The sequence below is a fragment of the Pseudoflavonifractor sp. HNCC25GI2 genome (assembly GCF_058136395.1).
On record NZ_JBYUOW010000002.1, the window covers coordinates 106,033 to 128,438 of the forward strand.

General features: G+C 61.4%; 22 protein-coding genes and 1 tRNA gene. 12 read left to right on the forward strand and 11 right to left on the reverse strand.

The genetic code is table 11. From position 1 onward, the window contains the following. Nucleotides 1-7 precede the first annotated feature (7 nt). From rpmI to mtnA, 7 genes are all read left to right on the forward strand, one after another. Nucleotides 8-217, forward strand: coding sequence for a 50S ribosomal protein L35 (gene rpmI / locus AC3YUO_RS03095; RefSeq protein ID WP_050625289.1), 210 nt, complete (start codon nt 8-10; stop codon nt 215-217). Between the two features lie 20 nt (nt 218-237). Then, nucleotides 238-594, forward strand: a complete 357-nt coding sequence (gene rplT, locus AC3YUO_RS03100; RefSeq protein WP_118643880.1) for a 50S ribosomal protein L20 — start codon at nt 238-240, stop codon at nt 592-594. A gap of 120 nt (nt 595-714) precedes the next feature. Beyond that, a complete protein-coding gene (ruvX, locus tag AC3YUO_RS03105; protein ID WP_489961591.1) occupies nt 715-1,134 on the forward strand; it encodes a Holliday junction resolvase RuvX in 420 nt (139 codons plus the stop codon). Nucleotides 1,135-1,148: 14 nt separating this feature from the next. Continuing rightward, on the forward strand, nt 1,149-1,433 hold the full coding sequence (locus AC3YUO_RS03110) for a putative quinol monooxygenase (protein WP_489961592.1): 285 nt from the start codon (nt 1,149-1,151) through the stop codon (nt 1,431-1,433). A 45-nt stretch (nt 1,434-1,478) separates the two neighbouring features. Beyond that, nucleotides 1,479-2,312 carry an EFR1 family ferrodoxin gene (locus tag AC3YUO_RS03115; protein WP_489961593.1) on the forward strand — a complete coding sequence of 278 codons (834 nt, stop codon included), beginning with the start codon at nt 1,479-1,481 and terminating at the stop codon, nt 2,310-2,312. A 5-nt stretch (nt 2,313-2,317) separates the two neighbouring features. Next, nucleotides 2,318-3,001, forward strand: coding sequence for a class II aldolase/adducin family protein (locus tag AC3YUO_RS03120; RefSeq protein WP_489961594.1), 684 nt, complete (start codon nt 2,318-2,320; stop codon nt 2,999-3,001). Then, nucleotides 2,994-4,064, forward strand: a complete 1,071-nt coding sequence (gene mtnA / locus AC3YUO_RS03125; protein WP_489961595.1) for an S-methyl-5-thioribose-1-phosphate isomerase — start codon at nt 2,994-2,996, stop codon at nt 4,062-4,064. The genes AC3YUO_RS03120 and mtnA overlap by 8 nt, the downstream gene beginning before the upstream one ends. 114 nt (nt 4,065-4,178) lie before the next feature. Here the strand turns inward: mtnA and AC3YUO_RS03130 are convergent, their stop codons facing one another. Beyond that, entirely contained in the window at nt 4,179-4,658 is a 480-nt protein-coding gene (locus AC3YUO_RS03130) for an OB-fold protein (protein ID WP_489961596.1), read from the reverse strand. A gap of 163 nt (nt 4,659-4,821) precedes the next feature. Between AC3YUO_RS03130 and AC3YUO_RS03135 the strand changes: the two genes are divergently transcribed. Beyond that, nucleotides 4,822-5,163, forward strand: coding sequence for a helix-turn-helix domain-containing protein (locus AC3YUO_RS03135; RefSeq protein ID WP_489961597.1), 342 nt, complete (start codon nt 4,822-4,824; stop codon nt 5,161-5,163). Between the two features lie 109 nt (nt 5,164-5,272). On the opposite strand, the gene AC3YUO_RS03140 is transcribed toward AC3YUO_RS03135, so the two are convergent. The 9 genes from AC3YUO_RS03140 to AC3YUO_RS03180 form a co-directional block, all read right to left on the reverse strand. Next, a complete protein-coding gene (locus AC3YUO_RS03140) occupies nt 5,273-6,583 on the reverse strand; it encodes an alpha-amylase family glycosyl hydrolase (protein ID WP_489961598.1) in 1,311 nt (436 codons plus the stop codon). An 86-nt stretch (nt 6,584-6,669) separates the two neighbouring features. Continuing rightward, entirely contained in the window at nt 6,670-7,035 is a 366-nt protein-coding gene (locus tag AC3YUO_RS03145) for a TSUP family transporter (protein ID WP_489961599.1), read from the reverse strand. A 22-nt stretch (nt 7,036-7,057) separates the two neighbouring features. Continuing rightward, nucleotides 7,058-7,417 carry a sulfite exporter TauE/SafE family protein gene (locus tag AC3YUO_RS03150; protein ID WP_243093435.1) on the reverse strand — a complete coding sequence of 120 codons (360 nt, stop codon included), beginning with the start codon at nt 7,415-7,417 and terminating at the stop codon, nt 7,058-7,060. Between the two features lie 64 nt (nt 7,418-7,481). Beyond that, the gene (locus AC3YUO_RS03155) at nt 7,482-8,810 is read right to left on the reverse strand and encodes an MATE family efflux transporter (RefSeq protein WP_489961600.1); all 1,329 of its coding nucleotides are present in this window, start codon (nt 8,808-8,810) and stop codon (nt 7,482-7,484) included. A gap of 216 nt (nt 8,811-9,026) precedes the next feature. Then, nucleotides 9,027-9,290, reverse strand: coding sequence for a metal-sensing transcriptional repressor (locus tag AC3YUO_RS03160; RefSeq protein ID WP_489961601.1), 264 nt, complete (start codon nt 9,288-9,290; stop codon nt 9,027-9,029). Continuing rightward, nucleotides 9,287-11,884: a heavy metal translocating P-type ATPase gene (locus AC3YUO_RS03165; RefSeq protein WP_489961602.1), complete on the reverse strand. Its 2,598-nt coding sequence runs from the start codon at nt 11,882-11,884 to the stop codon at nt 9,287-9,289. The genes AC3YUO_RS03160 and AC3YUO_RS03165 overlap by 4 nt, the downstream gene beginning before the upstream one ends. Before the next feature lie 197 nt (nt 11,885-12,081). Beyond that, on the reverse strand, nt 12,082-12,945 hold the full coding sequence (locus AC3YUO_RS03170; protein WP_489961603.1) for a radical SAM/SPASM domain-containing protein: 864 nt from the start codon (nt 12,943-12,945) through the stop codon (nt 12,082-12,084). A 37-nt stretch (nt 12,946-12,982) separates the two neighbouring features. Further along, entirely contained in the window at nt 12,983-15,556 is a 2,574-nt protein-coding gene (locus AC3YUO_RS03175; RefSeq protein WP_489961604.1) for a response regulator, read from the reverse strand. A gap of 393 nt (nt 15,557-15,949) precedes the next feature. Then, a tRNA-Thr gene (locus AC3YUO_RS03180) sits at nt 15,950-16,025 on the reverse strand. Nucleotides 16,026-16,298: 273 nt separating this feature from the next. Between AC3YUO_RS03180 and AC3YUO_RS03185 the strand changes: the two genes are divergently transcribed. Both AC3YUO_RS03185 and buk read left to right on the forward strand, forming a co-directional pair. Continuing rightward, nucleotides 16,299-17,219 (forward strand): bifunctional enoyl-CoA hydratase/phosphate acetyltransferase, encoded by a 921-nt coding sequence (locus AC3YUO_RS03185; RefSeq protein ID WP_489961605.1) that lies wholly within the window; start codon nt 16,299-16,301, stop codon nt 17,217-17,219. A gap of 26 nt (nt 17,220-17,245) precedes the next feature. Further along, on the forward strand, nt 17,246-18,325 hold the full coding sequence (buk, locus tag AC3YUO_RS03190; RefSeq protein WP_489961606.1) for a butyrate kinase: 1,080 nt from the start codon (nt 17,246-17,248) through the stop codon (nt 18,323-18,325). 76 nt (nt 18,326-18,401) lie between these two features. Here buk and AC3YUO_RS03195 read toward each other — a convergent pair whose 3' ends face one another. Next, entirely contained in the window at nt 18,402-19,148 is a 747-nt protein-coding gene (locus AC3YUO_RS03195; RefSeq protein WP_489961607.1) for a phosphoenolpyruvate-utilizing N-terminal domain-containing protein, read from the reverse strand. A 370-nt stretch (nt 19,149-19,518) separates the two neighbouring features. Here AC3YUO_RS03195 and AC3YUO_RS03200 point away from each other — a divergent pair, with 370 nt between their 5' ends. Both AC3YUO_RS03200 and pyk read left to right on the forward strand, forming a co-directional pair. After that, the gene (locus tag AC3YUO_RS03200) at nt 19,519-20,703 is read left to right on the forward strand and encodes a pyridoxal phosphate-dependent aminotransferase (protein WP_489961608.1); all 1,185 of its coding nucleotides are present in this window, start codon (nt 19,519-19,521) and stop codon (nt 20,701-20,703) included. A gap of 186 nt (nt 20,704-20,889) precedes the next feature. Then, on the forward strand, nt 20,890-22,311 hold the full coding sequence (gene pyk, locus AC3YUO_RS03205; protein WP_489961609.1) for a pyruvate kinase: 1,422 nt from the start codon (nt 20,890-20,892) through the stop codon (nt 22,309-22,311). Nucleotides 22,312-22,406: the final 95 nt, after the last annotated feature.

Consider the following 22,406-nt stretch of genomic DNA (forward strand, 5'->3'; position numbering starts at 1 on the left):
ACCTGTTATGCCGAAGATCAAGATTAAGACTCACAGCGGCGCCAAGAAGCGTTTTTCCCTCACCAAAACCGGCAAGGTCAAGCGCGCCATGACCAAGAAGCGTCACCTGCTCAACGGCCACGGCAAGACCACCAAGCTGAAGCGGGCTCTGCGCGGCACTACCTACGCCGACAAGACCAATGAGGCCGCCATCAAGCGCATGATCCTGTATAAGTAAGACGAGGGAGGTAACGAACAATGGCAAGAGTCAAGGGCGCAATGATGTCCCGTAAGAGAAGAAACAAGATCCTCAAGCTGGCCAAGGGCTACTGGGGTTCCAAGTCCAAGCACTACAAGATGGCCAACCAGGCCGTTATGAAGTCCGGCGTTTACGCCTACACCGGCCGCAAGCTGAAGAAGCGCGACTTCCGTCAGCTGTGGATCACCCGTATCAATGCCGCCTGCAAGCTCAACGGCATGAACTACTCCACCTTCATGAACGGTCTGAAGAAGTCCGGCATCGTCATCAACCGCAAGATGCTGGCCGAGCTGGCTGTCAACGACAAGGCCGCCTTCACCCAGCTCACCGAGACTGCCAAGAAGGCCCTGGCCTGATTGCGCATTATCTGAATGAAAAAAGACGCCGCAGCGCTGCTGCGGCGTCTTTTTTTCTGCCTTTGGAATTGTAATTTGTTCCCGTTTCCTGTATCATGTGGGGGAAAGGAAGTGTAGCCCTTGCGCATTATGGCCATCGACTACGGCGACGCCCACACCGGCGTGGCCCTGTCCGACCCCACCGGCTTTCTCACCGGAACCACCACCACCATCCACAGCCGCAAGGCAGAGGTGGTGCTGGAGGAGCTTGCCAAGCTGGTGCAGGAGTACCAGGTGACCGAGCTGGTCATGGGCTTTCCCCGGAACATGGACGGCACCGAGGGGCCCCGGGCCCAGCTCTACCGGGAATTTGCCCAGCGGGTGGAGGAGGCCACCGGCCTCAAGCCCACCCTGTGGGACGAGCGCCGCACCACCGTGGACGCCCACCGCATCCTCTTTGAGGCGGGAAAGAACGCGAAGAAACGGAAGAAAACCGTGGACGCTGTGGCGGCCTCCCTTATTCTGGAGGGCTATCTGGACAACCGCCGTCTGCGCGGTTAAAAGGAGGCAGTGACATGCTGGGATTGAATGTAACCTACATCATGAAGCCAGGCATGCGGGAGGAGTTCCTCCGCCGCCTGGAGGAGGGCAAGTTCCGTCAAGCCGCGCTGGGCGATGCGGGCTGTCTGGGCTATGACTACTACCGCTCGGTGGAGGACGAGGACGTCCTGCTGCTGGTGGAGCGGTGGACGGATCTGCAGGCCCAGCAGGCCCATCTGCGGCAGCCCCACATGGCTCTGGTCCGCTCCGCCAAGGATGCCTGCGTGGCGGAAACCCGGCTGGAACAGTACGAGCTGTAATTCATTTTTCAATACTGGAAGGAATTTTAGGGAGGATACATACAAATGGAAATCAAAACCGTATGGGCCGTCTACTTCAGCGGCACCGGAACCACCCAGAAAGTGGCCACCACCCTGGCCAAGTCCGTGGCCCAGTCCCTGGGGGCGGGGTATGAGGAGTACTGCTTCAACCTGCCCGCCGCCCGGGAGAAGGAGCTCACTTTCACCCCCGAGGATCTGGTGGTGCTGGGCGTGCCCGTCTATGCCGGACGGGTGCCCAACCTGCTGCTGCCCTACGTGCGGGACAGCATTCACGGCGGCGGCGCTCTGGCCGTTCCTGTGGTGCTCTACGGCAACCGGAACTTTGACGACGGCCTGATGGAGCTGCGGAATGTGGCCCGGGACAACGGCTTCCACCCCATCGCCGCCGGCGCCTTCGTGGGCGAGCACTCCTTCTCCACCGTGCTGGGCGCCGGCCGTCCTGACGCCGACGACATGGCCCTGGTTCAGGAGCTGGCGGACAAGACCGCCGACAAGGCAAAGGCCTTGACCGAGGCTCCCGCCCAGGCGGTTGAGGTGGAGGGCTGCGACCCCATCCGCCCCTACTACACCCCCCGGGACCGCCATGGCGAACCCATCAAGGATTTCCTCAAAGCCAAGCCGGTCACCGACCCCGACAAGTGCGTCAAGTGCGGTCTGTGCGCCCGTCTGTGCCCCATGGGCTCCATCGACCCCAATGACGTGTCCAACGTGGCGGGCAAGTGCATCAAGTGCTGCGCCTGCGTGAAGAAATGCCCCAAGGGCGCCAAGTACTTCGACCACGAGGGCTATCTGTACCACCAGCACGAGCTGGAGGACCAGTACGCCGGACGCCGGGCGGAGAGCAAGATTTTCCTGTGAGCGTCATGGAACAACAGTCTTTCCAGGAACTTCGGGAAGCCCTCTGCCGGGTGTGTGGCCTGCTCTACCAGCGGGGCTATGTGGCCAGCAACGACGGCAACGTCTCCGTCCGGGCGGGTGAGGGACAGATCCTCGTCACCCCTTCCGGGGTGAGCAAGGGTCGGCTGACCCCCGACATGCTGGTGCTGTGCGATTTGGAGGGCCGGGTGCTGGAGGGAAACCGCCACCCCTCCTCCGAGACGCCCATGCACCTGCTCCTCTACCGGGAGCGGCCCGACGTGGGTGCGGTGGTCCACGCCCACCCCGCTGCCGCCACTGCCTTCGCCGCCTGCCGCCGTCCTCTGGACGTGCCCTACCTCACCGAGGTGGTCAGCGGCCTGGGTCCCATCCCCGTGGCTCCCTATGCCCTGCCCTCCACTCCGGAGGTGCCGGAGAGCATCCGTCCCTTTGTCCGGGACCACAAGGGCGTGCTGCTTTCAAACCACGGTGCCCTCACCTGGGGCAGCAACCTGTGGTCCGCCTTTGACCGCATGGAGCAGCTGGAGCACACAGCAAAAATTTACTGCAACATCGCCCTGCTGGGGGCAGGCGTTCCCCTGACCGAAGGGCAGGTGGAGGCTCTGCGGGGGCTGGACGGGCACTACCGTTCCCTGGCCGGGCTGCGGAGCAAGGAGGAACCCCATGGCTGAATCGTTGGACAATGTCCGTCTGTCCCCCGACGGAACAAGCGTCATCCTTCTGGACCAGTCCCTGCTGCCGGGCCGGGTGGAGGAGCGGCAGGTCCGCTCTTTGGACGAGATGGTGGAAGCCATCCGGGCCCTCCGCGTCCGGGGCGCCCCGGCCATCGGCATTTTTGCCGGGTACTGCCTGTATGTGCTGGCCGGACAGCTGGAGCGGCAGGGCCTGACCGGCTCGGACTTCTTTAAAGAGCTGGAGCGGCAGGGGAAAATCCTGGCCGCCGCCCGCCCCACGGCAGTGAACCTGGCCTGGGCGGTGGAACGGCTGAGCCGACGGGCCGCCTCCATGGCGGGCGCTTCCGTTTCGGAGATTGTCCGCGTCCTGGGCGAGGAGGCCCGTGCCATCCACCGGGAGGACATGGAGATGTGCGAAGCAATCTCCCGGTACGGCCTCTCCCTTCTCAAAGAAGGAGACGGGGTGCTCACCCACTGCAACGCCGGGCCCCTGGCCACCTCCCGCTACGGAACGGGGCAGGGCCCATTCCACCTGGCCGCCCAGCTGGGCATGAAGCTGAAGGTCTATGCCGACGAGACCCGGCCTCTCCTGCAGGGGGCCCGGCTCACCGCTTGGGAGCTGCAGCGGGCAGGGGTGGACGTCACCCTGATCTGCGACAACATGGCCTCCATGGTGATGAAAAACGGCTGGATTCAAGCCTGCATGGTGGGCTGCGACCGGGTGGCCGCCAACGGGGACGTGGCCAACAAAATCGGCACCAGCGGGGTGGCCATTCTGGCCCGGCACTATGGAATCCCCTTCTATGTGCTGGGGCCCACCTCCACCATTGACCTGAAGTGTCCCGATGGGGACCACATCCCCATTGAGGAACGGGACGGGGAGGAAATCCGCTCTCTTTGGTACCGGGAGCCTATGGCCCCGGAGGGTGTGAAGTGTTATAACCCCGCCTTCGATGTCACTCCCAACGAGCTCATCACCGCCATCATCACCGAGAAAGGCATCTGCCGCCCGCCCTATACGCAATCGCTGGCGGCTCTGTTTGCCCCTGAATCCCGATAAAAACGTCACACAGCCGACGGACTTCCATTCCGCCGGCTGTGTGTTTTTTATGTTCTATCTCCAGATACGGGTTTCCCAGTTTCCGCTGTCTTTGAATAAACCGCTTTTCCGCAGTTATTCTGTTACGATTTCAAAGTCATGTGCATCATCCAGCTCTGTATTGACAAAGCTTTCTCCAACCGTGCCAACGACCTGTACTTTTGTACCTTTTGTAATGGCCGTAAAGTCCATATCTTGATAAGAATCATCTTCCATTACAACCCAAAATTCGATGCCCCTTGTTCCGTTGTATCCCTCAAGGGTAATCTCGGCCGTGTCTGCCCAAACGTTTTTAAATATTTCTCTGCGGTCTTGCTCAATTTCTAATACATATCCCACTACGGTTGCTTCGCAGCCCCGGTAGTTGTTATTGTAATTTATCTCATTATCGCCATAAATATCCATGAGCTCTTCAGAGGTTACCGTTTCTTCGGTTCCATCCGCTTTTGTAATTGTCAAGGTCGCATCCCTTGTTTCGCTTTCCCCATTGCCGCCACAAGCCACAAGGAATAAGGACAGAGCCGCCGCGAGCAATAACGCGATTCGTCTTTTCATGTTCATCAGATCCTTTCTTTGTGCGTTGTCTGCATTGCTTTGCGTTGTGCGCCATTTATGCCACATAATATAGCATGGTTTAATCTTTTGGTCAATATGTTTTAATCTTATACATTGTTTAATGACGGTTATAATCACCCTAAAATAAAGCAGAGGTGGTTAAATGGACTACGCAGCACTCGGAAAGCGCATTCGAGATGAACGACTTATGCAACGCTTGACCTTAGAGAAGTTGGCAGAGAGAACCGATAAGAGCATTAACTTTATTGGCCAGATTGAGCGAGGCGAGGGAAAACCAAGTCTTGAAACGCTTGTCGATATTGCGAATGCGCTGGGTGTAACCGTTGACAGCCTCCTATCTGATAATATAAAAGCGTGTGACAATAGCATTGATAAAGAAATATCCGCTTTACTCCATAAAATGAATCATAGCGGAAAGCGGTTTATATTAGACGTTGTGAAGCGATATTTGTATTATCACAGCGAAGATTATATGGGGTATTGAATCTGAATTGTGGATTACCTGCCGGGCCGCATATCGGTGCAAAAGCCCTATCTCCGCGGATCACAAAACGCGCCGGAAAGCGTTGCTTTCCGGCGCGTTTTTCTCTTGTTTACCGCTCCATCTTCCAGAACTGGGCGCTGTACGGCGGCAGCTCGCTGCCCCCGCCGAAGTCGTGCTTCTCCCCGGTGATGAGGTCCCAGGCCAGGCCGCAGCCGGCGTCAAAGTGGGCCGTGTAAGGCTCCCCGTCGGCGTTGATGGCCACCAGCACCCGCTCCTCGGCGCACTTGCGCTCGAAGATAATCTGCCGGTTGGTAAGCATCACGTTGCGGTAGTCGCCATAGCACAGGGCGGGGCTTCCCTTCTTGGAGGCGGCCAGCTTGGCAATCCAGTCGGTGAGGCTGCTCCACTCCGGCTCCTCCAGGGCAGGGCGGAGGGCACCGTCCCCGTCCTTCTTCTCCCCGCGGATGCCCCACTCGCTGCCGTAGTACACCGCGGGCACGCCGGGCATACCGAACATAAGGGCGTAGGCGGGCTCCAGGTGACTGGGATTATTGAGCTGAGAGGCAATTCGGGTGACGTCGTGGTTGTCCAGGAAGGACAGCAGGTGGGCGCCCTTATAGAGGGTCCACTGCTCGGGCCCAAACTGCCGGGCCAGGGAGTGGCCGATCTCAAACATATTCATGGAGTTGAAGGAGGACCACAGGCCCTTGTAGCACTCATAGTTGGTGACGCTGTGGCAGAGCTCCGGCCCCATCCAGCGGTTATAGTCCCCGTGGAGGGTCTCACCCATGAGGACAAAGTCGGGCTTCAGGCTCTGGGTGAAGGAGCGCAGCTGCTTTAAGTACTCCGGAGGCAGGCAGTAGGCCACGTCCAGCCGAAGTCCGTCGATGTCAAAGCGCTCCACCCAGGAGCGGATTGCCTCAAACTGGTGCTCCACCACCGCCGGGTTCCACAGGTTCAGCTTGACCAGCTCGTTGTGGCCCTCCCAGCCCTCGTACCAAAAGCCGTCGTTGTAGTTGGTGTTGCCGCCGAAGTCCACATGGAACCAGTCCTTGTAGGGGCTGTCCCACTTTTTCTCCTGCACGTCCCGGAAGGCCCAGAAGCCCCGGCCCACATGGTTGAACACCCCGTCCAGCATCACCCGGATGCCTGCGTCGTGGAAAGCCTTGCACACCTGCTCCAGGTCGCTGCTCTCCCCCAGCCGGGGGTCCACCCGCAGGTAGTCCCGGGTATCATACCCATGCTTGTCGCTGTCAAACAGGGGGTTCAACAGCACCGTGTCGGCCCCCATCTTCTTGATGTGCTCCACCCAGGGGAGCAGCTTTAAAATCCGGGGCTGCACCACGCCGTCGTTGTACTCCGGCGCGCCGCACAGGCCCAGGGGATAAATCTGATAGATTACCGCTTGATCAAACCACATAAGCAGGCTCCTTTCCGCTCCCTCCTCTGGAAGGAGCTGTCTCTATCATACCCGATCCCAGCCCCGGGAGCAAGCACAATCTGTCCCTACTCCCTGGGGCGGCCCAGCAGCTCTCCCACGCCTACCGCCAGCAGAAAGCCCCCAAAGAGCTTGCGCAGCAGCGCCACCTCCAGGGAGGTGGCCAGCCAGGCCCCCAGTCCCGCGCACAGAAGGCCCGCCCCGATGGCGGGCAGCAGGGCACTCCGGCGGATGTAGCCGTTTTTTACGTGGGCGGGCAGGGCCAGCAAAGCGGCCGGGAGAAAGTAAAGGAGGTTGATGCCCTGGGCCTGGTGCTGGTCCACCCCGGCAAAGGCGGTGAGATAGACCAGCAGCAGGGTGCCGCCCCCCACGCCGAAGCCGGACAGCACCCCGGTGGCCGCCCCCACCAGCAGGGGCAGAATCCACTCCGTCATGGCTGTTCCTCCCTCCTCGCCGTCACAGGAAGCACCGCACCCCTCCGTAGATGAGCAGCAGCCCGAAGGCCCGCTTGAGCCACCCCATGTTCATTCCCTTGAACCACCTTCCGCCCACAAAGCCGCCCACCGCCCCGCCGATGAGATAGGGTACGGCTTCCATCCAGTCCAGATTTCCCCGCAGCAGGTAGATGGTGACGGACAGCCCGCACAGAGGCAGCACCACCGCCACCGAAGTGGCGAAGGCCTCCCGCTGGCTCAGGCGGCAGTACCCGGTGAGCATGGGCACCAGCACGGACCCGCCTCCGCCCCCGAACAGTCCGTTGGTCACCCCGGCCAGCCCTCCGGCCAGGGCATAGCGCAGTTTGGAGCACGATTCCAAAAAAATCCTCCCCTTTCCCGCCTAGTGTGGCAGGAAGGGGGAGGATTTATGCAGCAAAGCCGTCTCAGGCGGCCGGGTCCCGGGTCAGCTTTCGCCCCTTGGTAAGGTAGCGCGCCCAGTACAGCACCAGCATCACGGTCCAGGAGACCGCCTCCGCCCAGGCAATGATGCGCCAGCCCGCCCATGGGGCCAGGGCGTAGGAGAGGGCAATGCGCAGTCCCAGCGCGCCGATGCCCGCCAGACTGGAGTACAGTACGTCGCCCAGTCCCTCCAGGAAGCCCCGCAGGGACATGGCCAGGCCGTAGATGAGGTAGAATCCGGCGATGTTGGCAAAGAATTCCGCACCCTGGGCCGCGGCCTGCTCGGTCACGCCGAACAGGGCGATAACCGGGCCACCCACCAGCAGCACCACCCCGGTGAGCACCAGAGAGGTCACCGCCATGATGATACTGCCCACCCGCAGGGTCTCTCTGGCCCGGCCGGGCTGGCCGGCCCCCATGTTTTGGGCCGCTACCGTGGAAATGCCGGAGCTGAGGTTGGTGATGGGAAGCAGCAGCACCGTGTCCACCCGGTAGGCGGTGGTAATGGCGGCCACCGTCTGGGTACCGAAGCCGTTCATAAAGTCCTGCAAGGCCACGCCGCCCAGGGAGTTGATGCTGGACTGGAGGGCAGAGGGCACGCCCAGCGCCAGTCCCTCCCGCAGCTTTACCCGGTCCACACAGCCCCGGCCGGGCCGGAAGCGCAGCGCGGGGCTGCGGTACACGGTATAGAGGATGATAAAGACCATCATCATCCCCTGGGCAGCCACGGTGGCCGCCGCCGCACCGGCCACGCCCATCTCAAGGCCGGCCACCAGCACCAGATCCAGCCCCACATTCACCACCGAGGCCACCAGCACTGCCAGCAGCGGGGCCCGGCTGTCTCCCATGCCCCGCAGCACAGCGGCGTACACGTTATAGACTGCCACAAAGGGCAGGCCCAGCAGGACAATGCCCAGATACTGGCTGGCCTGATCCAGCTCGGGGGTATTGATGGCAGCCAGCACCGGACGCACCACCGCGCTGCCGCCCAGCCCGATGACCACAAAGGCCGCTCCCAGCACCACCACGAAGGTGGAGAGCACAGGCCGCAGCTCTTCCCGCCGCTCCTGCCCCCACAGCCGGGCGGCCAGCAGGGCCGGGCCCAGGGTAATCCCGGTGATCACCAGCACGAACAGGTTGGACAGGGCCGTGGTTGCTCCGATGGCGGCCAGGGCCTGCTCCCCCTCCACGTTGCCCACAATAAAGGCGTCCGCCCAGGCATAGAGCTGCTGCAGCAGTCCGCTGAGCACCAGAGGGATGCTGAACCGCACCAGAATCCCGGCCAGGCTGCCTTGCGTCATATTCCGGGCCATGGTCTCACCTCCGCAGATCAAAAAAGCCCCGAACAGCACTCCTCATTTCCCGGCTGAAGTGCCTTCGGGGGTTCATATAATTGCGGGGAAATTGTAACATTTTCCCCCTGCTCTGTCAAGATTCCCCCTTCCCGCGGGCCGAATGATACCATCTGCGGCATAAAAGAAAAAGGAGGGGCTTCCACCGTGTGGGGGCCCCTCCGCCTCTTCGCTTGTTCAGTCGGCCAGCTTGTCCAGAAGGGTGGCCAGCTCCTCCAGCTTCTCGCCGGGGTCGCCGGAGTCAATCGCCTCCCGGACGCAGCAGTCCATGTGGGCCCGGAGCACCATCCGGTTGGCCTTTTTCAGAATGGACTGGGTGGCCATGAGCTGGTTGGACACATCCAGACAGTACCGGTCCTCCTCCACCATCTTTAAAATGCCGTCCAGCTGGCCCCGGGCGGTTTTCAGCAGGCGGGTAACCTGGGCGTGATCGGCCTTCACTGGATGGACACCACCTCATAGCCCGCCTGGGTGACGGCATCCTTCAGCTCCTGGTCGGAGACGGGGGCAGCCAGAGTGACGGTGGCACACTTGCCCTCCAGGTCGGCCTTGGCCGAGGTCACCCCGCCCAGGGCGCTGAGGGCCTTCTCCACATGGGCCACACAGTGGGCGCACATCATACCTTCAATGTTCAGTTTCTTGGTCATGGTTTCGTTTCCTCCTTGTTCATCTTCTTCCGCTTGCGGGGCGGGACAGGCGCAGGGACAGGCCGGCTCCGCCGGGCTATGGGCACCGGCCTCGGGGCCGGAGACCTTCGGGGCAAATTTACTCTTGAAAAAGCGCAGACGCAGGGCGTTGGTCACCACACACACGGAGCTTAAGCTCATGGCGGCGGCGGCAAACATGGGGTTCAGCATAAAGTCCGTCCAGCCCAGGGCATAGAACACCCCGGCAGCCAGAGGAATGCCCAGAGAATTGTAGAAAAAGGCCCAGAACAGGTTCTCCTTGATGTTGCGGATGGTGGCCCGGCTGAGCTCCACCGCCGCGGCGGCGTCCAGCAGGTCGGACTTCATGAGCACGATATCCGCGCTCTCCATAGCCACGTCGGTGCCCGCCCCGATGGCCAGGCCCACGTCCGCCCGGGCCAGGGCGGGGGCGTCGTTGATGCCGTCGCCCACCATGGCCACCTTCTTCCCCTGCTCCTGGAGCTGGCGCACCATGCGCTCCTTGTCCTGGGGCAGCACCTCGGCCATCACCTGGGTCACACCCAGCTCCCGGCCGATGGCCTGGGCGGTGCGCTGGTTGTCCCCGGTGAGCATGACCACCTCCAGGCCCAGCTGCCGGAAGGCGGACACGGCCGCCGCGCTGGTGGGCTTGGGGGTATCGGCCACGGCGATGAGGCCCAGCACCCGGTGCTCATCGGCAAAGTACAGCGGGGTCTTGCCCTGGCCGGCCAGCTCCTCGGCCCGCGCCCGGAAGGAACCCAGATCCGCTCCGGCCTCCTCCATCATGGCCAGGTTGCCGCCCAGGAAGGTACGGCCGCCAATGGCGGCCCGGACCCCCCGGCCGTGGACGGCCTCAAAGCCTGTCACTCCGGTGACGGCCAGTTGTTCTTCCTTGGCCTTCTCCACAATGGCGGCAGCCAAGGGATGCTCCGAGGGGCCCTCCAGACAGGCGGCCAGAAGGAGCAGGCCCTCCTCCGTCATATCCTCCCCGGGGAGGATGTCGGTAACCACCGGCTCCCCCTGGGTGAGGGTACCCGTCTTGTCCAGCACCACGGTGTCGATGCTGTGAAGGGTTTCCAGAGCCTCGGCGGATTTGATGAGGATGCCGTGCTCGGCTCCCTTGCCCGTGCCTACCATGATGGCCACCGGAGTGGCCAGGCCCAGGGCGCAGGGGCAGGAGATGACCAGCACCGCCACCCCGGCGGTGAGGGCCTGGGTGACGCTGTGGCCGGTAAACAGCCAGGCGGCAGCGGCCACCAGGGCGATGGTCATGACCACCGGCACAAAGACACCGGCCACCTTGTCCGCCAGCTTGGCGATGGGGGCCTTGGAGGAAGCGGCCTCCTCCACCAGGCGGATCATCTGGGCCAGGGTGGTGTCCTCCCCCACCCGGCTGGCCTCAAAGATGAAGGAGCCCGACTTGTTCAGGGAGGCGGCGGCCACCTTGTCCCCCGGCCCCTTGTCTACGGGGATGGACTCGCCGGTGAGGGCGGACTCGTCCACGGCGGAGGAGCCCTCCACCACCACGCCGTCCACGGGGATGGACTGGCCGGGCCGGACCACAATCCGGTCCCCCACCCAGACCTCCTCCACAGGGACTTCGGTCTCCACGCCGTCCCGGAGCACCGAGGCCGTCTTGGGGGCCAGGTCCATGAGCCGGGTGATGGCCTGAGAGGTCTTGCCCTTGGACCGGGTCTCCAAAAACTTGCCAAGCGTGATGAGGGTGAGAATCATGCCCGCCGACTCGAAGTACAGGTCCATGTGGTAGTTTGCCACGCGCTCCAGGTCTCCATGCCCCAGGCCGTAGCCCATCTGGTAAATGGCAAACACGCCGTAGATGACAGCAGCGGAGGATCCCACAGCAATGAGGGAGTCCATGTTGGGGGCGCGATGCCAGAGTGTTTTAAACCCCACCCGATAATACTTATCGTTGATATACATAATGGGCAGAGTGAGCAGCAGCTGGGTCAGGCCAAAGGCCACGGCGTTCTCCAGCCCGGTGAGAAAGCCGGGCAGCGGGGCCCCCAGCATGTGGCCCATGGAGATGTAGAACAGGGGAATGAGAAAGACAAAGGACCAGATGAGCCGGTGCTTCATGGAGGCCAGCTCCGCCTCCATGCCGTCCTCCCGGGCCGCCGTCTTCTCCTGGCCCTTGGCGTTGGGAAGGGAGGCCCCATAGCCTGCCTCGGTCACCGCCCGGATGATGTCCTGGGGGGTGAGGGCGCTCTCGTCGTACTGGGCGGTCATGCTGTTGGTCATGAGGCTCACATCGGCACTTTGAATGCCCGGCAGCTTGCGCACCGCCTTCTCCACATGGGCGGAGCAGGCCGAGCAGGTCATGCCGGTAATGGCAAATTTCTGTTTGGTCACAGGAGAATCCCTCCTAAACAAAGCGATAAACCAGATACCCCCCTGGGGTGGGGTATCTAACGTCAGTTTAGCGCCCGCTGACCATCCTGTCAAGGGGAAGTTTTTCCCTCGCCGCTCCCTCATCGTTTTTCGGGGGTGCTATCCATGCGGCGGCACAGAAAAACGCGCCCGCAATCCGCGGACGCGTTTTTTGTTTCTTATTTGGAGACAAACCGGCGGGCATAGCCGCACTTCCGGCAGAGCTCCTCCGCCGCCCGCCCCTGGGAAAACCCCTCATAGATGGCCCGGGCCCGGGGACTTTCCAGAATCTCCTCCAGGCTCTGCTTATAAAGATTGCCCAGGGGAATGTCCCCCTCATGGTCCAGACAACAGGGGACCACCGTGCCGTCCCACAGGACCCCCACCTGGTCCCGAAGGCCCCGGCAGAAGGCCCGGCCCTCATAGGCCCCGGCCTCCAGGTCGGGCCACTCGAAGCGCTCCCCCCACTCCAGGTAGACGTTGGGAGCCAGGGTCACGCCCTGCCACCCCTCCTTCCAGGGGCGTGGGAAATACCGGGCCATGTGCTCCAGAATGTCCTCATTCTGGGCGTTGGCCCCCTCGGTCTCCGCCCCATCCAGGTTCCACAGGCGCAGGGCACAGCGCTTGCCCGCCTCCGCCGCCTGTTGGGCAAAGGCAAAGCATCCGTCCAGGTAGCCCCCCAGATCCTCGTCCCCGCCCTCGTTTCCTTCGAAGGAGTGCAGGGAAATGCTCACCCGGTGGACGGCCGGACTGCTGCACAGCAGTTCCCCCCGCCGGGGCAGCAGGGTGCCGTTGGTGGTAATCATGATCCGGAAGCCCAGCTCCTCCCCCGTCTCTAATAGCTGCTCCAGCTGGGGGTGGAGCAGGGGCTCCCCCATGAGGTGGAGGTAGAGATACTGGGTGTGGGGCCGCAGCCGTCCCGCCAAAACACGGAATTGCTCCGGGGTCAGAAAGCCCTGAGGCCGCCTGGAACCCGGGCAGAAGGAGCAGCGCAGGTTACAGACATTTGTAATTTCCAGATAGGCTTTTTTCAGTGTTCGCATTGTTTGTCCTTCCTGTGGCTCCTTTGCCCTGTTTTTCTCAGGCCAGATGCTTCTGCAGCAGCCGCAGCAGCTCCCGCATATCCAGCGGCTTGGCCACGTGGGCGTCCATACCGCATTCCAGGCACCGGTGGATGTCCTCGGAGAAGGCGTCGGCCGTCATGGCAATAATGGGAATGGTTTTGGCGTCGGGCCGTTCCATGGCCCGGATGGTTCGGGTGGCCTCATAGCCGTTCATCACCGGCATCCGCAGATCCATCAAAACGAGGTGATAGGTCCCCGGCTGGGATGCCTCAAACATTTCCACACACTTCTGGCCGTTTTCCGCCCAGTCCAGCACAAAGCCCTGGGCGGAGAGCAGCTCATTGGCAATCTCCCAGTTGAGCTCGTTGTCCTCCGCCAGCAGCACCCGCACGCCGGTGAAGTCGTGGACAGCCTCCTGCGCCTCCTCCGCCCGGGCTGCCTCGCCCCCGGCGAAGCGCACAAGGCCATGGTAAAGGGTGGACTTGAAGAGAGGCTTAGCGATAAAGCCGCTGATGCCCGCTGCCCGGGCCTTCTCCTCAATGTCACTCCAGTCGTAGGCGGAGATGAGCAGGATGGGCACACGCTCCCCAATGGTCTGCCGCAGCTTCCGGGCAATCTGGATGCCGTCCATGCCGGGGATCTTCCAATCCAGCAGCACCACGTGGTAGTCCCGGCCCTCTTCACTGCGCTTTTGGGCCATCTCCACCGCCTGCTCGCCGCTGAGCGCCCACTCGGCGCGGACGCCGATCTCCTCCAGGGAGTCCACGGCGGAGCGGCACAGCTGCTCGTCGTCATCCACCACCAGCATGTCCCAGGCGGGCAGCACCATTGCCTCCTCCTGTTCCGGCGCAATCTCCAGATCCAATGTCACATGGAAACAGCTGCCCTGATCCTTCTGGCTGGATACGACAATCGTTCCCTTCATCTCGTCCACAATGTACTTGGTTATGGCCATGCCCAGGCCGGTACCCTCCGTGCGCTGGACCCTGGTATTGTCCTCCCGGGCAAAGGACTCGAAGATCCGCTTCTGGAACTCCTCCGACATGCCGATGCCGGTATCCTGGACGATAAAGTGGGTACGGACATACTTCTCGCCCCTGGGAGAATCCTCCTGGGAGACGGTCATGGTCACCCGTCCCCCTTCCGGGGTAAACTTCAGGGCGTTGGAGAGGAGGTTCAGCAGCACCTGGTTAAGCCGCACCCCGTCACAGAGCACATTTTCCTGCCGGACATTCTGGATAAACACGTCAAAGGACTGCTTTTTGATCTTGATCTGGGGCTGGATGATGCTGACGATGCTCTCCACCGTCTCCCGCAGGCACATGGCATCCAGATTGAGGGTCAGCTTGCCGCTCTCAATTTTGGACATGTCCAGCACGTCGTTGATAAGCCCCAGCAGGTGTTTGCTGGACAGGGAAATTTTCCGCAGACAGGAGGCCACCTGGTCCCGGTTGTCCATATTGGCGGTGGCGATGGCGGTCATACCCACAATGGCGTTCATAGGCGTGCGGATGTCATGGCTCATGTTGGACAAGAATTCGCTCTTGGCCCGGTTGGCCCGCTCCGCTTCCTTCTGGGCCTGCTCCACCGCCTGAAGCTGGCGGCGGGACATGCGGAAATAGAGGAAAAACACCACCAGGGTGGCAGCCAGCAGGATGCCGCAGGCCGCCAGGGTAACGGTTGTCCTCTGGTCATCCAGTTCGTCCAGCGACTCATCCAGCGCTCCGTAGGGCATTACCGTCACCAGATACCAGTCCGAGTTGGAGAGCGGGGAACAGTAGATATGGCGGCGCTGTCCATTCGCCGTGAGCACCAGGCTGAACATCTCGCCTCTGTCCAGTGCACTCTCCATGTCAGATACCACGTCTTCGGGCTCCTGCCCGTCAAATTCGCAGCCTGCCACCAGCCAATCGAAGTAGTTGTCCTCCTCCATATCCGAGTTCTTGATCACAAAGCGGCCGTTGCTTTCAATGATATGGGAGTAGACCAGCGCTCTGTTTACACTGAGGGACAGGCTCTTGTTGATCTCCTCCACCGGTATGCCCGCCAGCAGAGCGGTACACCGACTTCCATCCTTCATGGGATAGCCCTGAGCGTCAGGATAGCCCACCGATACGCCGAAGAGAATCATCCCCTGGCCATCCTCCGTATCCCCCAGAACAACTTTGGGCTCGGCCTGGTTGAGTGAGCGGAGGAAGGCTTCCTCCTCCCGGATGGTCACCTGAGGTCCGTAAATAACATCTGCCTCACCCTCGGTATTATAGAGGGCCAGGCATGAAAAGTCCCGAAAGCGTCCGTTGGCCTCCAGCGCCATGCGCAAAACCTCGTTCATGCTCTTCGTCAAGTCGGGCGGCACTGCTGTGGAAATATCCTCCACCTGAGCCAGCTGCGCTTCCACCAGGGAGTCAAAATGATGCTTGAGCTGGCTGTTCATCTCCTCCATGTAGAGGTTGGCCACCTCGGTGAGTGTTTCATCACTTTTTTCGCCCATCACCCCGGTCAGCCAGGTAAACACAGCCACGCACAAAACAGCCAGGACAAACAGGCTGATCCATAAAAATCGGATGGTTTTCTTTTTCATTGCATCCATTGGAAAACGCACCTCCTGCCGCCAGTTTCCTGCCCGCATCGGTCTTTTTTATACTATACCCTATTTAGTCAAAAAATGGTAGTATTATTTCCCAAAAAGGTACTCTGCTCCCACAGTTGAACAACATTTTGCCCGCCAGCGGCCATCTTCCGATGTAGACGCCGGGAGAAGGTCTCTTCCTGCTGTTTCCAGCCAAAAAGGTTCCCCTGCGGGCGCATGATTTGTACTGTGTCCCCAACCAAAACAAAAAGACAAACGCTGAGCGGCCTGTTTCGGGACAGAACCCCTCAGCGTTTCTTTTCCACGGTGCTTGGACACTTTCTCCGAAGCGCCGCCAGCCGCACCTTCGTTTCGCCGGACACAAAAAAGGCTCCTCTTCAAGAGGAGCCTTTTTGGAGCTGGAGATCGGACTTGAACCGACGACCTGCTGATTACGAATCAGCTGCTCTACCGACTGAGCCACTCCAGCTTATTCCATTCCTGCTGCCCGGCGGAGGTTGCCTTCCGGTCCAGTTTACAGCGCTCCTTATTATATCTGTTTTCCCACCGCTCGTCAAGAGGCGGCTTTGGATTCTCCCCCCATTTCGCACGATTTTCTGCCGAATTCCGCCTTTTTTGTCCCGGCACGGCAAAAGAAATTTTTCATATACAATCCGGCGGCAGAATGATAGAATAGTCCTGCAAGTTTTCCGCACCGCGTGTCCAGAGCAGGATATCCCGGCCCGGATTTGGGAGGATCCTTATGGTAATTTCCGGCTTTCAACAGCTTAAACAGTCTCTGCACCACATGCCGCCCAAGGGCGCGGTGGTAGCAGCAGCTCACGACCTGCACACCCTCCAGGCAGTCTTTGCCGCCCAGAAGGACCAGCTGATCCGCCCCATTCTGGTGGGACGGCGGCAGGAGATTCTGGACCTGAGCCGCCAGTTGGATGTTTCCCTCTCCCCGGACCAAATTATTGACACGGAGGGAGAGGCCGCCTGCGCGGAGCGAGCGGTGGATCTCATCCGGGCCGGGGCGGGGGAGATGCTCATCAAGGGCATGCTCCAGACCAGTTCCCTGCTTCGGGCGGTGGTGAACAAGCAGACGGGCATCTCCACCGGAAGGCTCATGTCCCACGTGGCCATTCTGGACGTGCCCAGCTATCCCAAGCTTCTGTTTGACACCGACGGAGGGATGGTCATCGCCCCCGACCTGGAGCAGAAGCGGCACATTCTCCAAAATGCACTGGACTTCTGCCGCTTCCTGGGCTACGACTGTCCCAAGGCGGCGGTGCTGTGCGCCGTAGAGACGGTGAACCCCCACATGCCGGAGACCCTGGACGCCGCCGCATTGAAGGAGGAGGCCCGTCGGGGGGACTTCGGCCCCTGCGCGGTGGAGGGGCCCATCTCGCTGGATCTGGCCACCGATCCCCAGGCCGCCCAGGTGAAAGGCTACCACAGTCCGGTGGCCGGAGACGCGGACATTCTCCTCTGCCCCTCCATCGCCGCGGGCAACCTGTTGGGCAAGGCGCTGTACGGCCTGGCGGGAGGCCAGATGGCCGGCGTGGTACTGGGGGCCAGCGTCCCCATCACCATCAATTCCCGCGGAGCCACTCCGGAGGAGAAGTACAGTTCCATTCTCATCTGCTCCGCCATGTCCCCCGCGGGTCCGTCCCGCTCCTGACCACCCACAAAGAGGAGGCCTTCTCTATGGCTTACACCATTTTAGTGCTCAACCCCGGCTCCACCAGCACCAAGGCGGCCGTCTATGAGGACGACCGCCCCCTGCTCTCCAAGAGCATTGTCCACACCAACCACGACCTCGCCCCCTATCCCACCCTCAACGACCAGCTGGATTACCGGGTGGCCCTGGTGCGGGGCTGGCTGGCCCAGGAGGGCTTCGACCTCGGCAACCTCTCCGCCGTCGTAGGCCGGGGCGGTATCATCCCCAACATTGTGGCGGGGGGCTATGTGGTGGATGACGCGCTGGCCGACTGCCTGCTCCACCACACCGTTTTCGACCACGCCTCCAACCTGGGCGGCCTGATGGCCCGGGAATTTGCCCGCCCGCTGGGCATTCCCGCCTACATCTACGACGCGGTGACCAGCGATGAGCTGCTCCCCGAGGCCCGGGTCACCGGCTTCAAGGAGGTCACCCGCACCAGCTTCTGCCACGTACTCAACGCCCGGGCCACCGGCCACAAATACGCCCAGGCCATGGGCCGCAGCTATGAGGATATGAACCTGGTCATCGCCCACCTGGGCGGCGGTATCTCCATCTCCGCCCACAGCCACGGCCGGATTATCGACTCGGTCTCCGACGACGCCGGTCCCTTCTCCCCCGACCGGGCGGGCAGCCTGAACATGCTGTATGTGGTGGATATGTGCTACTCCGGAAAGTACACCAAGGCGGAGATGCTGAAGAAGCTGCGGGGCGAGGGAGGCATGTCCGCCCTGCTGGGCACCCACGACTGCCAGGAGGTGGAACGGCGCATCCAGGCCGGGGACGAGTGGGCCGCCCTGGTGTATAAGGCCCAGGCCCTCCAGATTGCCAAGGGCGTGGGCATCATGCTGGGCTGCTTTACCGAGCTCATCGACGCGGTGATCCTCACCGGTGGTCTGGCCAACTCCAAAATGCTTACCGGCATGGTCATCGGCTACCTGCACAACCTGTGCCGGGTGGTAGTCATCCCGGGAGAAAATGAGATGGAAGCTCTGGCCCTGGGGGCACTGCGTATTCTCCGTGGCGAGGAGCAGCCCCATACCTTCCGTCCCCTGTGCAATCCATAAATATTTTAAAGTATGACAAAGGGGCTCCGGCGGATGCCGGGGCCCCTTTCCTTTTTTATTTAATAATGCTCTGTCGTTATTCGCAGCCCGCCAATTCCCGGTTCTCTTCCGGCAGCAGACGCCGCAGTGTCTCCGGGTCCGGGTCCAGATAGAGCTGATGGTTGGTTCCGTCCAGCAGAGCGGTGTGCCCGTCCCAGCACTCGTCCAGGTCCACCTCCGCCATGGCCGGAATCCGGCAGGCCCGCAGCAGCAGAGCGGTATGGCTGTCCACGCTGCCCTCCCGGGCCAGGATGCCCACCACCCGGCTTCGATCCAGCTCAATCACCTCGCTGGGCAAAAACTCATCCGCCACCAAAATGGTGGGCTCATCGTCCAGCGGGTTCTCCATCCGCTCCCCACGAAGGTGCCAGATCACCCGGTAGGTAATGTCCCGGATGTCTCCCGCCCGGGCCCGCATGTATAGGTTATCCATGGTGGTAAAGGTGGAGGCCAGACGGCTGCCGGTCTTCCACACGGCCCACTCCGCACAGGTCTCCTCCTCCCGGATGATCCTGTGCACCGACTGCTCAAAGTCATTGTCCTCCAGCAGCATGGCATGGATAGCAAAGATCGAGGCGGTCTCCTCCCCAATCTGCCGCGCGGCCCGGTCATACAGCGCCCCCAGGTCCAGTACGGCCAGCCGCTGTGCCTGGGCAAAGCGCGCTGCCTCCTCCTGAGGCCGGAGGGCGGGAAGCGGCTGCGGCCGGGGAGGCGCAAGCCGGCAGAACTTCAGTTTGCCTACCACCGCCTGGTCCAGTACGGACTTTCCCTTGACTGTCTGCATCCCATCACCTCCTGCTGTGGCTTCCGTCTCTGGGGGCGAACGCTCCGCTTCCGGCCTCATTTTGGCCGGATGCGCGTTGTTTTTCTATGATTATAGCGGCACCGGACCAAATTGTAAACTACCGAATATTCGTTCTTGCACCGGCCAACCGGAAATTTTTTCGTCGCCGGGCCCCGGTAGGGGTTTGGCTTTACTTCACAAAAGCAGTGTGCTATAATACAATTTGTTCCAATCTTGCCGCCTCTTTTCGCGGTTATTCCGGATTTTTCCAACCCTTTTCCCGGAACGTGTCCGGGTTCTATGTGCTTGTCCTGCTCCATGTCTATGCACAGGCTGGCGCTTCTATGACTATTTATGCAGGAGGTTCTTTATGGTTTCTGAACGCATGCTGGGGCTGGGCACCGCCCGGTCCGTCATTCGAGAGCTGTTTGAATACGGCAAGCAGCGCGCCGCCGTGGTGGGTGCGGAAAATGTCTTTGACTTCTCCCTGGGCAACCCCAGTGTCCCCGCCCCCGACGCCATCAACGAGACGGCCATCCGCATTTTGAAGGAGCAGCCTGACCTCATTCACTGCTACACCAGCGCCCAGGGCGACGCCGCCGCCCGGCAGCGCTTTGCCGATTCTTTGAACCGCCGCTTCGGCGGGGACTACACCGCCGATAATTTCTACATCACCGTGGGCGCTGCCGCCTCCCTGTGCTGCGTCTTCAACGGTCTGTCCTGCCCCGGGGATGAGTTTATCGTCTTTGCCCCCTATTTTCCCGAGTACAAGGTGTTCATCGAGGGTGCCGGCGCCAAGATGGTGCTGATTCCCCCTGAAATTGAGCACTTCCAGATCGACTTTGCCGCCTTTGAGGCGGCCATCACCCCCCACACCAAGGGCGTGGTGGTGAACTCCCCCAACAACCCCTCCGGTGTAGTTTACTCCAAGGAGACGCTGGAGAAGCTGGCCTCCATTCTCACCGCCAAGAGCCAGGAATACGGCCACCCCATTTACCTCATCTCCGACGAGCCCTACCGGGAGATTGTCTTCCAGGGCTTTGAGGTGTCCTGGATTCCCCACATCTATAAGGACACCATCGTGTGCTACTCCTTCTCCAAGTCCCTGTCCCTGCCTGGCGAGCGTCTGGGCTATGTGCTGGTGCCTAACCAGGTCACCGACAGCAAGGAGGTCTACGCCGCCGTGGCCGGCGCGGGCCGCTCCCTGGGCTATGTAAATGCCCCCAGCCTCTTCCAGCAGGTCACCTCCCTGTGCTGTGACATGACCAGCGACCTGTCTATCTATGAGCGAAACTGCCAGCTGCTCACCTCCGCTCTGCGGGAGATGGGCTACCACGTGGCCCAGCCTGGCGGCGCCTTCTACCTCTTCCCCCGAACCCTGGAGCCCGACGACGTGGCCTTCAGTGAGCGGGCCAAGAAGGACTTCGACCTGCTGCTGGTGCCCGGCTCCGGCTTCGGCGCCCCCGGTCACGTGCGCATCGCCTACTGCGTTCAGACCGAGATGATCGAGCGGGCCCTGCCCAAGTTCCGCGCCCTGGCCGAGTCCTATCGGTAAAGTTTTCGTTTGTTTCTTGTAAAAAAGTGCGTCCAGATAAGCTCTGACGCACTTTTTTACTGATTTTTCCCAAATTAGGGTGTGATTTTCATGGATTTCACATCTATTCAAATTCTTTGTTTTCCTGTATGATATGGCTGTAACGAGAGAAGCTAACACCAATTTCCCACAGGAGGAAATCTGATTATGAGAAAAACGAAAATTATCTGCACTCTGGGCCCCGCCGTCAACAGCGAGGAGATGATCCGCAAGCTCATCCTCTGCGGCATGAATGCGGCCCGCTTTAATTTTTCCCACGGCAGCCACGAGGAGCATCTGGGCCGTCTGAATCTGCTCAAGTCCATCCGGGACACCATGGGCTATCCCGTGGCCACCATTCTGGACACCAAGGGTCCTGAGATCCGCATCAAGTCCTTTGAGCAGAAGTCCATCACCCTGGAGACCGGCGATACCTTTACTCTGACCACTCGTGAGGTGGAGGGCACCTCCTCCATGGTCTCCGTCACCTACCCCAAGCTCCATGAGGAGGTGGGCCCCGGCCAGGAGATTCTCATTGACGACGGCCTGGTGGCCATCCGCGTAGAGGAGATCCGCGGCCAGGACATCGTGTGCCAGGTGGAAAACGGCGGCTCCCTGTCCGCCAACAAGTCCATCAACATCCCCGGCGTCCACATCCATCTGCCCGCCCTGACCGACAAGGACGTGGCCGACATCCGCTTTGGTGTGGAGAACGACTTTGACTATATTGCCGCCTCCTTCGTCCGCCGTGCGGCCGACGTGGAGGCCGTCCGTGAGGTGCTCCACTCCTGCGGCGGCGACGACGTGCGCATCATTGCCAAGATCGAAAACCAGGAGGGCGTGGACAACGTGGACGAAATCCTGGCGGCTGCCGACGGCATCATGGTGGCCCGCGGCGACTTGGGCGTGGAGATCCCCGCCGCCCGGGTCCCCATTCTGCAGAAGCAGATGATTCGCAAAGGCCTGCAGGCCGGCAAGCCGGTCATCACCGCCACCCAGATGCTGGACTCCATGATCCGCAACCCCCGTCCCACCCGTGCCGAGGTGTCCGACGTGGCCAACGCCGTCTTCGACGGCACCAGCTGCGTCATGCTCTCCGGTGAGACCGCCGGGGGCAAGTACCCCATCGAGGCTCTCTCCGCCATGGTGGAGATTGTGGAGGAGGCCGAGAGCTCCATCCACTACTGGCGTCAGTTCCAGAAGCAGCGCGTGGTTCCCGCCTCCAACATCAACGACGCCATTACCCACACCTGCTGCCTCACCGCCAAGGATCTGGATGCCAAGGCCATCCTGGCCGCCACCAGCTCCGGCCGCACGGCCCGGAACATCTGCCGCTTCCGCCCCGCCTGCCCCATAGCCGCTCTGACCATGCACGAGAAGGTGCGCCGTCAGCTGGCCATCTGCTGGGGCGTGGTGCCCTTCCTCACCGGCGAAGTCACCTCCACCGACCGCATTTTCTCCCTGTCCGCCGAGGTGGCGCTGAAGGAGGGGCTGGTCCAGAAGGGAGACACCGTGGTCATTACCGCCGGCGTGCCCCTGGGCAAGAGCGGTTCCACCAACCTCATCAAGGCTCAGATCATCGACCAGTAATTTTTATCTGTTCTGCCCTGCCTTTGGGGCAATGCTATGAACGTAAACGGCGGAGGCATGTTTCAACGTGCCTCCGCCGTTCGGGCGCCGTCTCC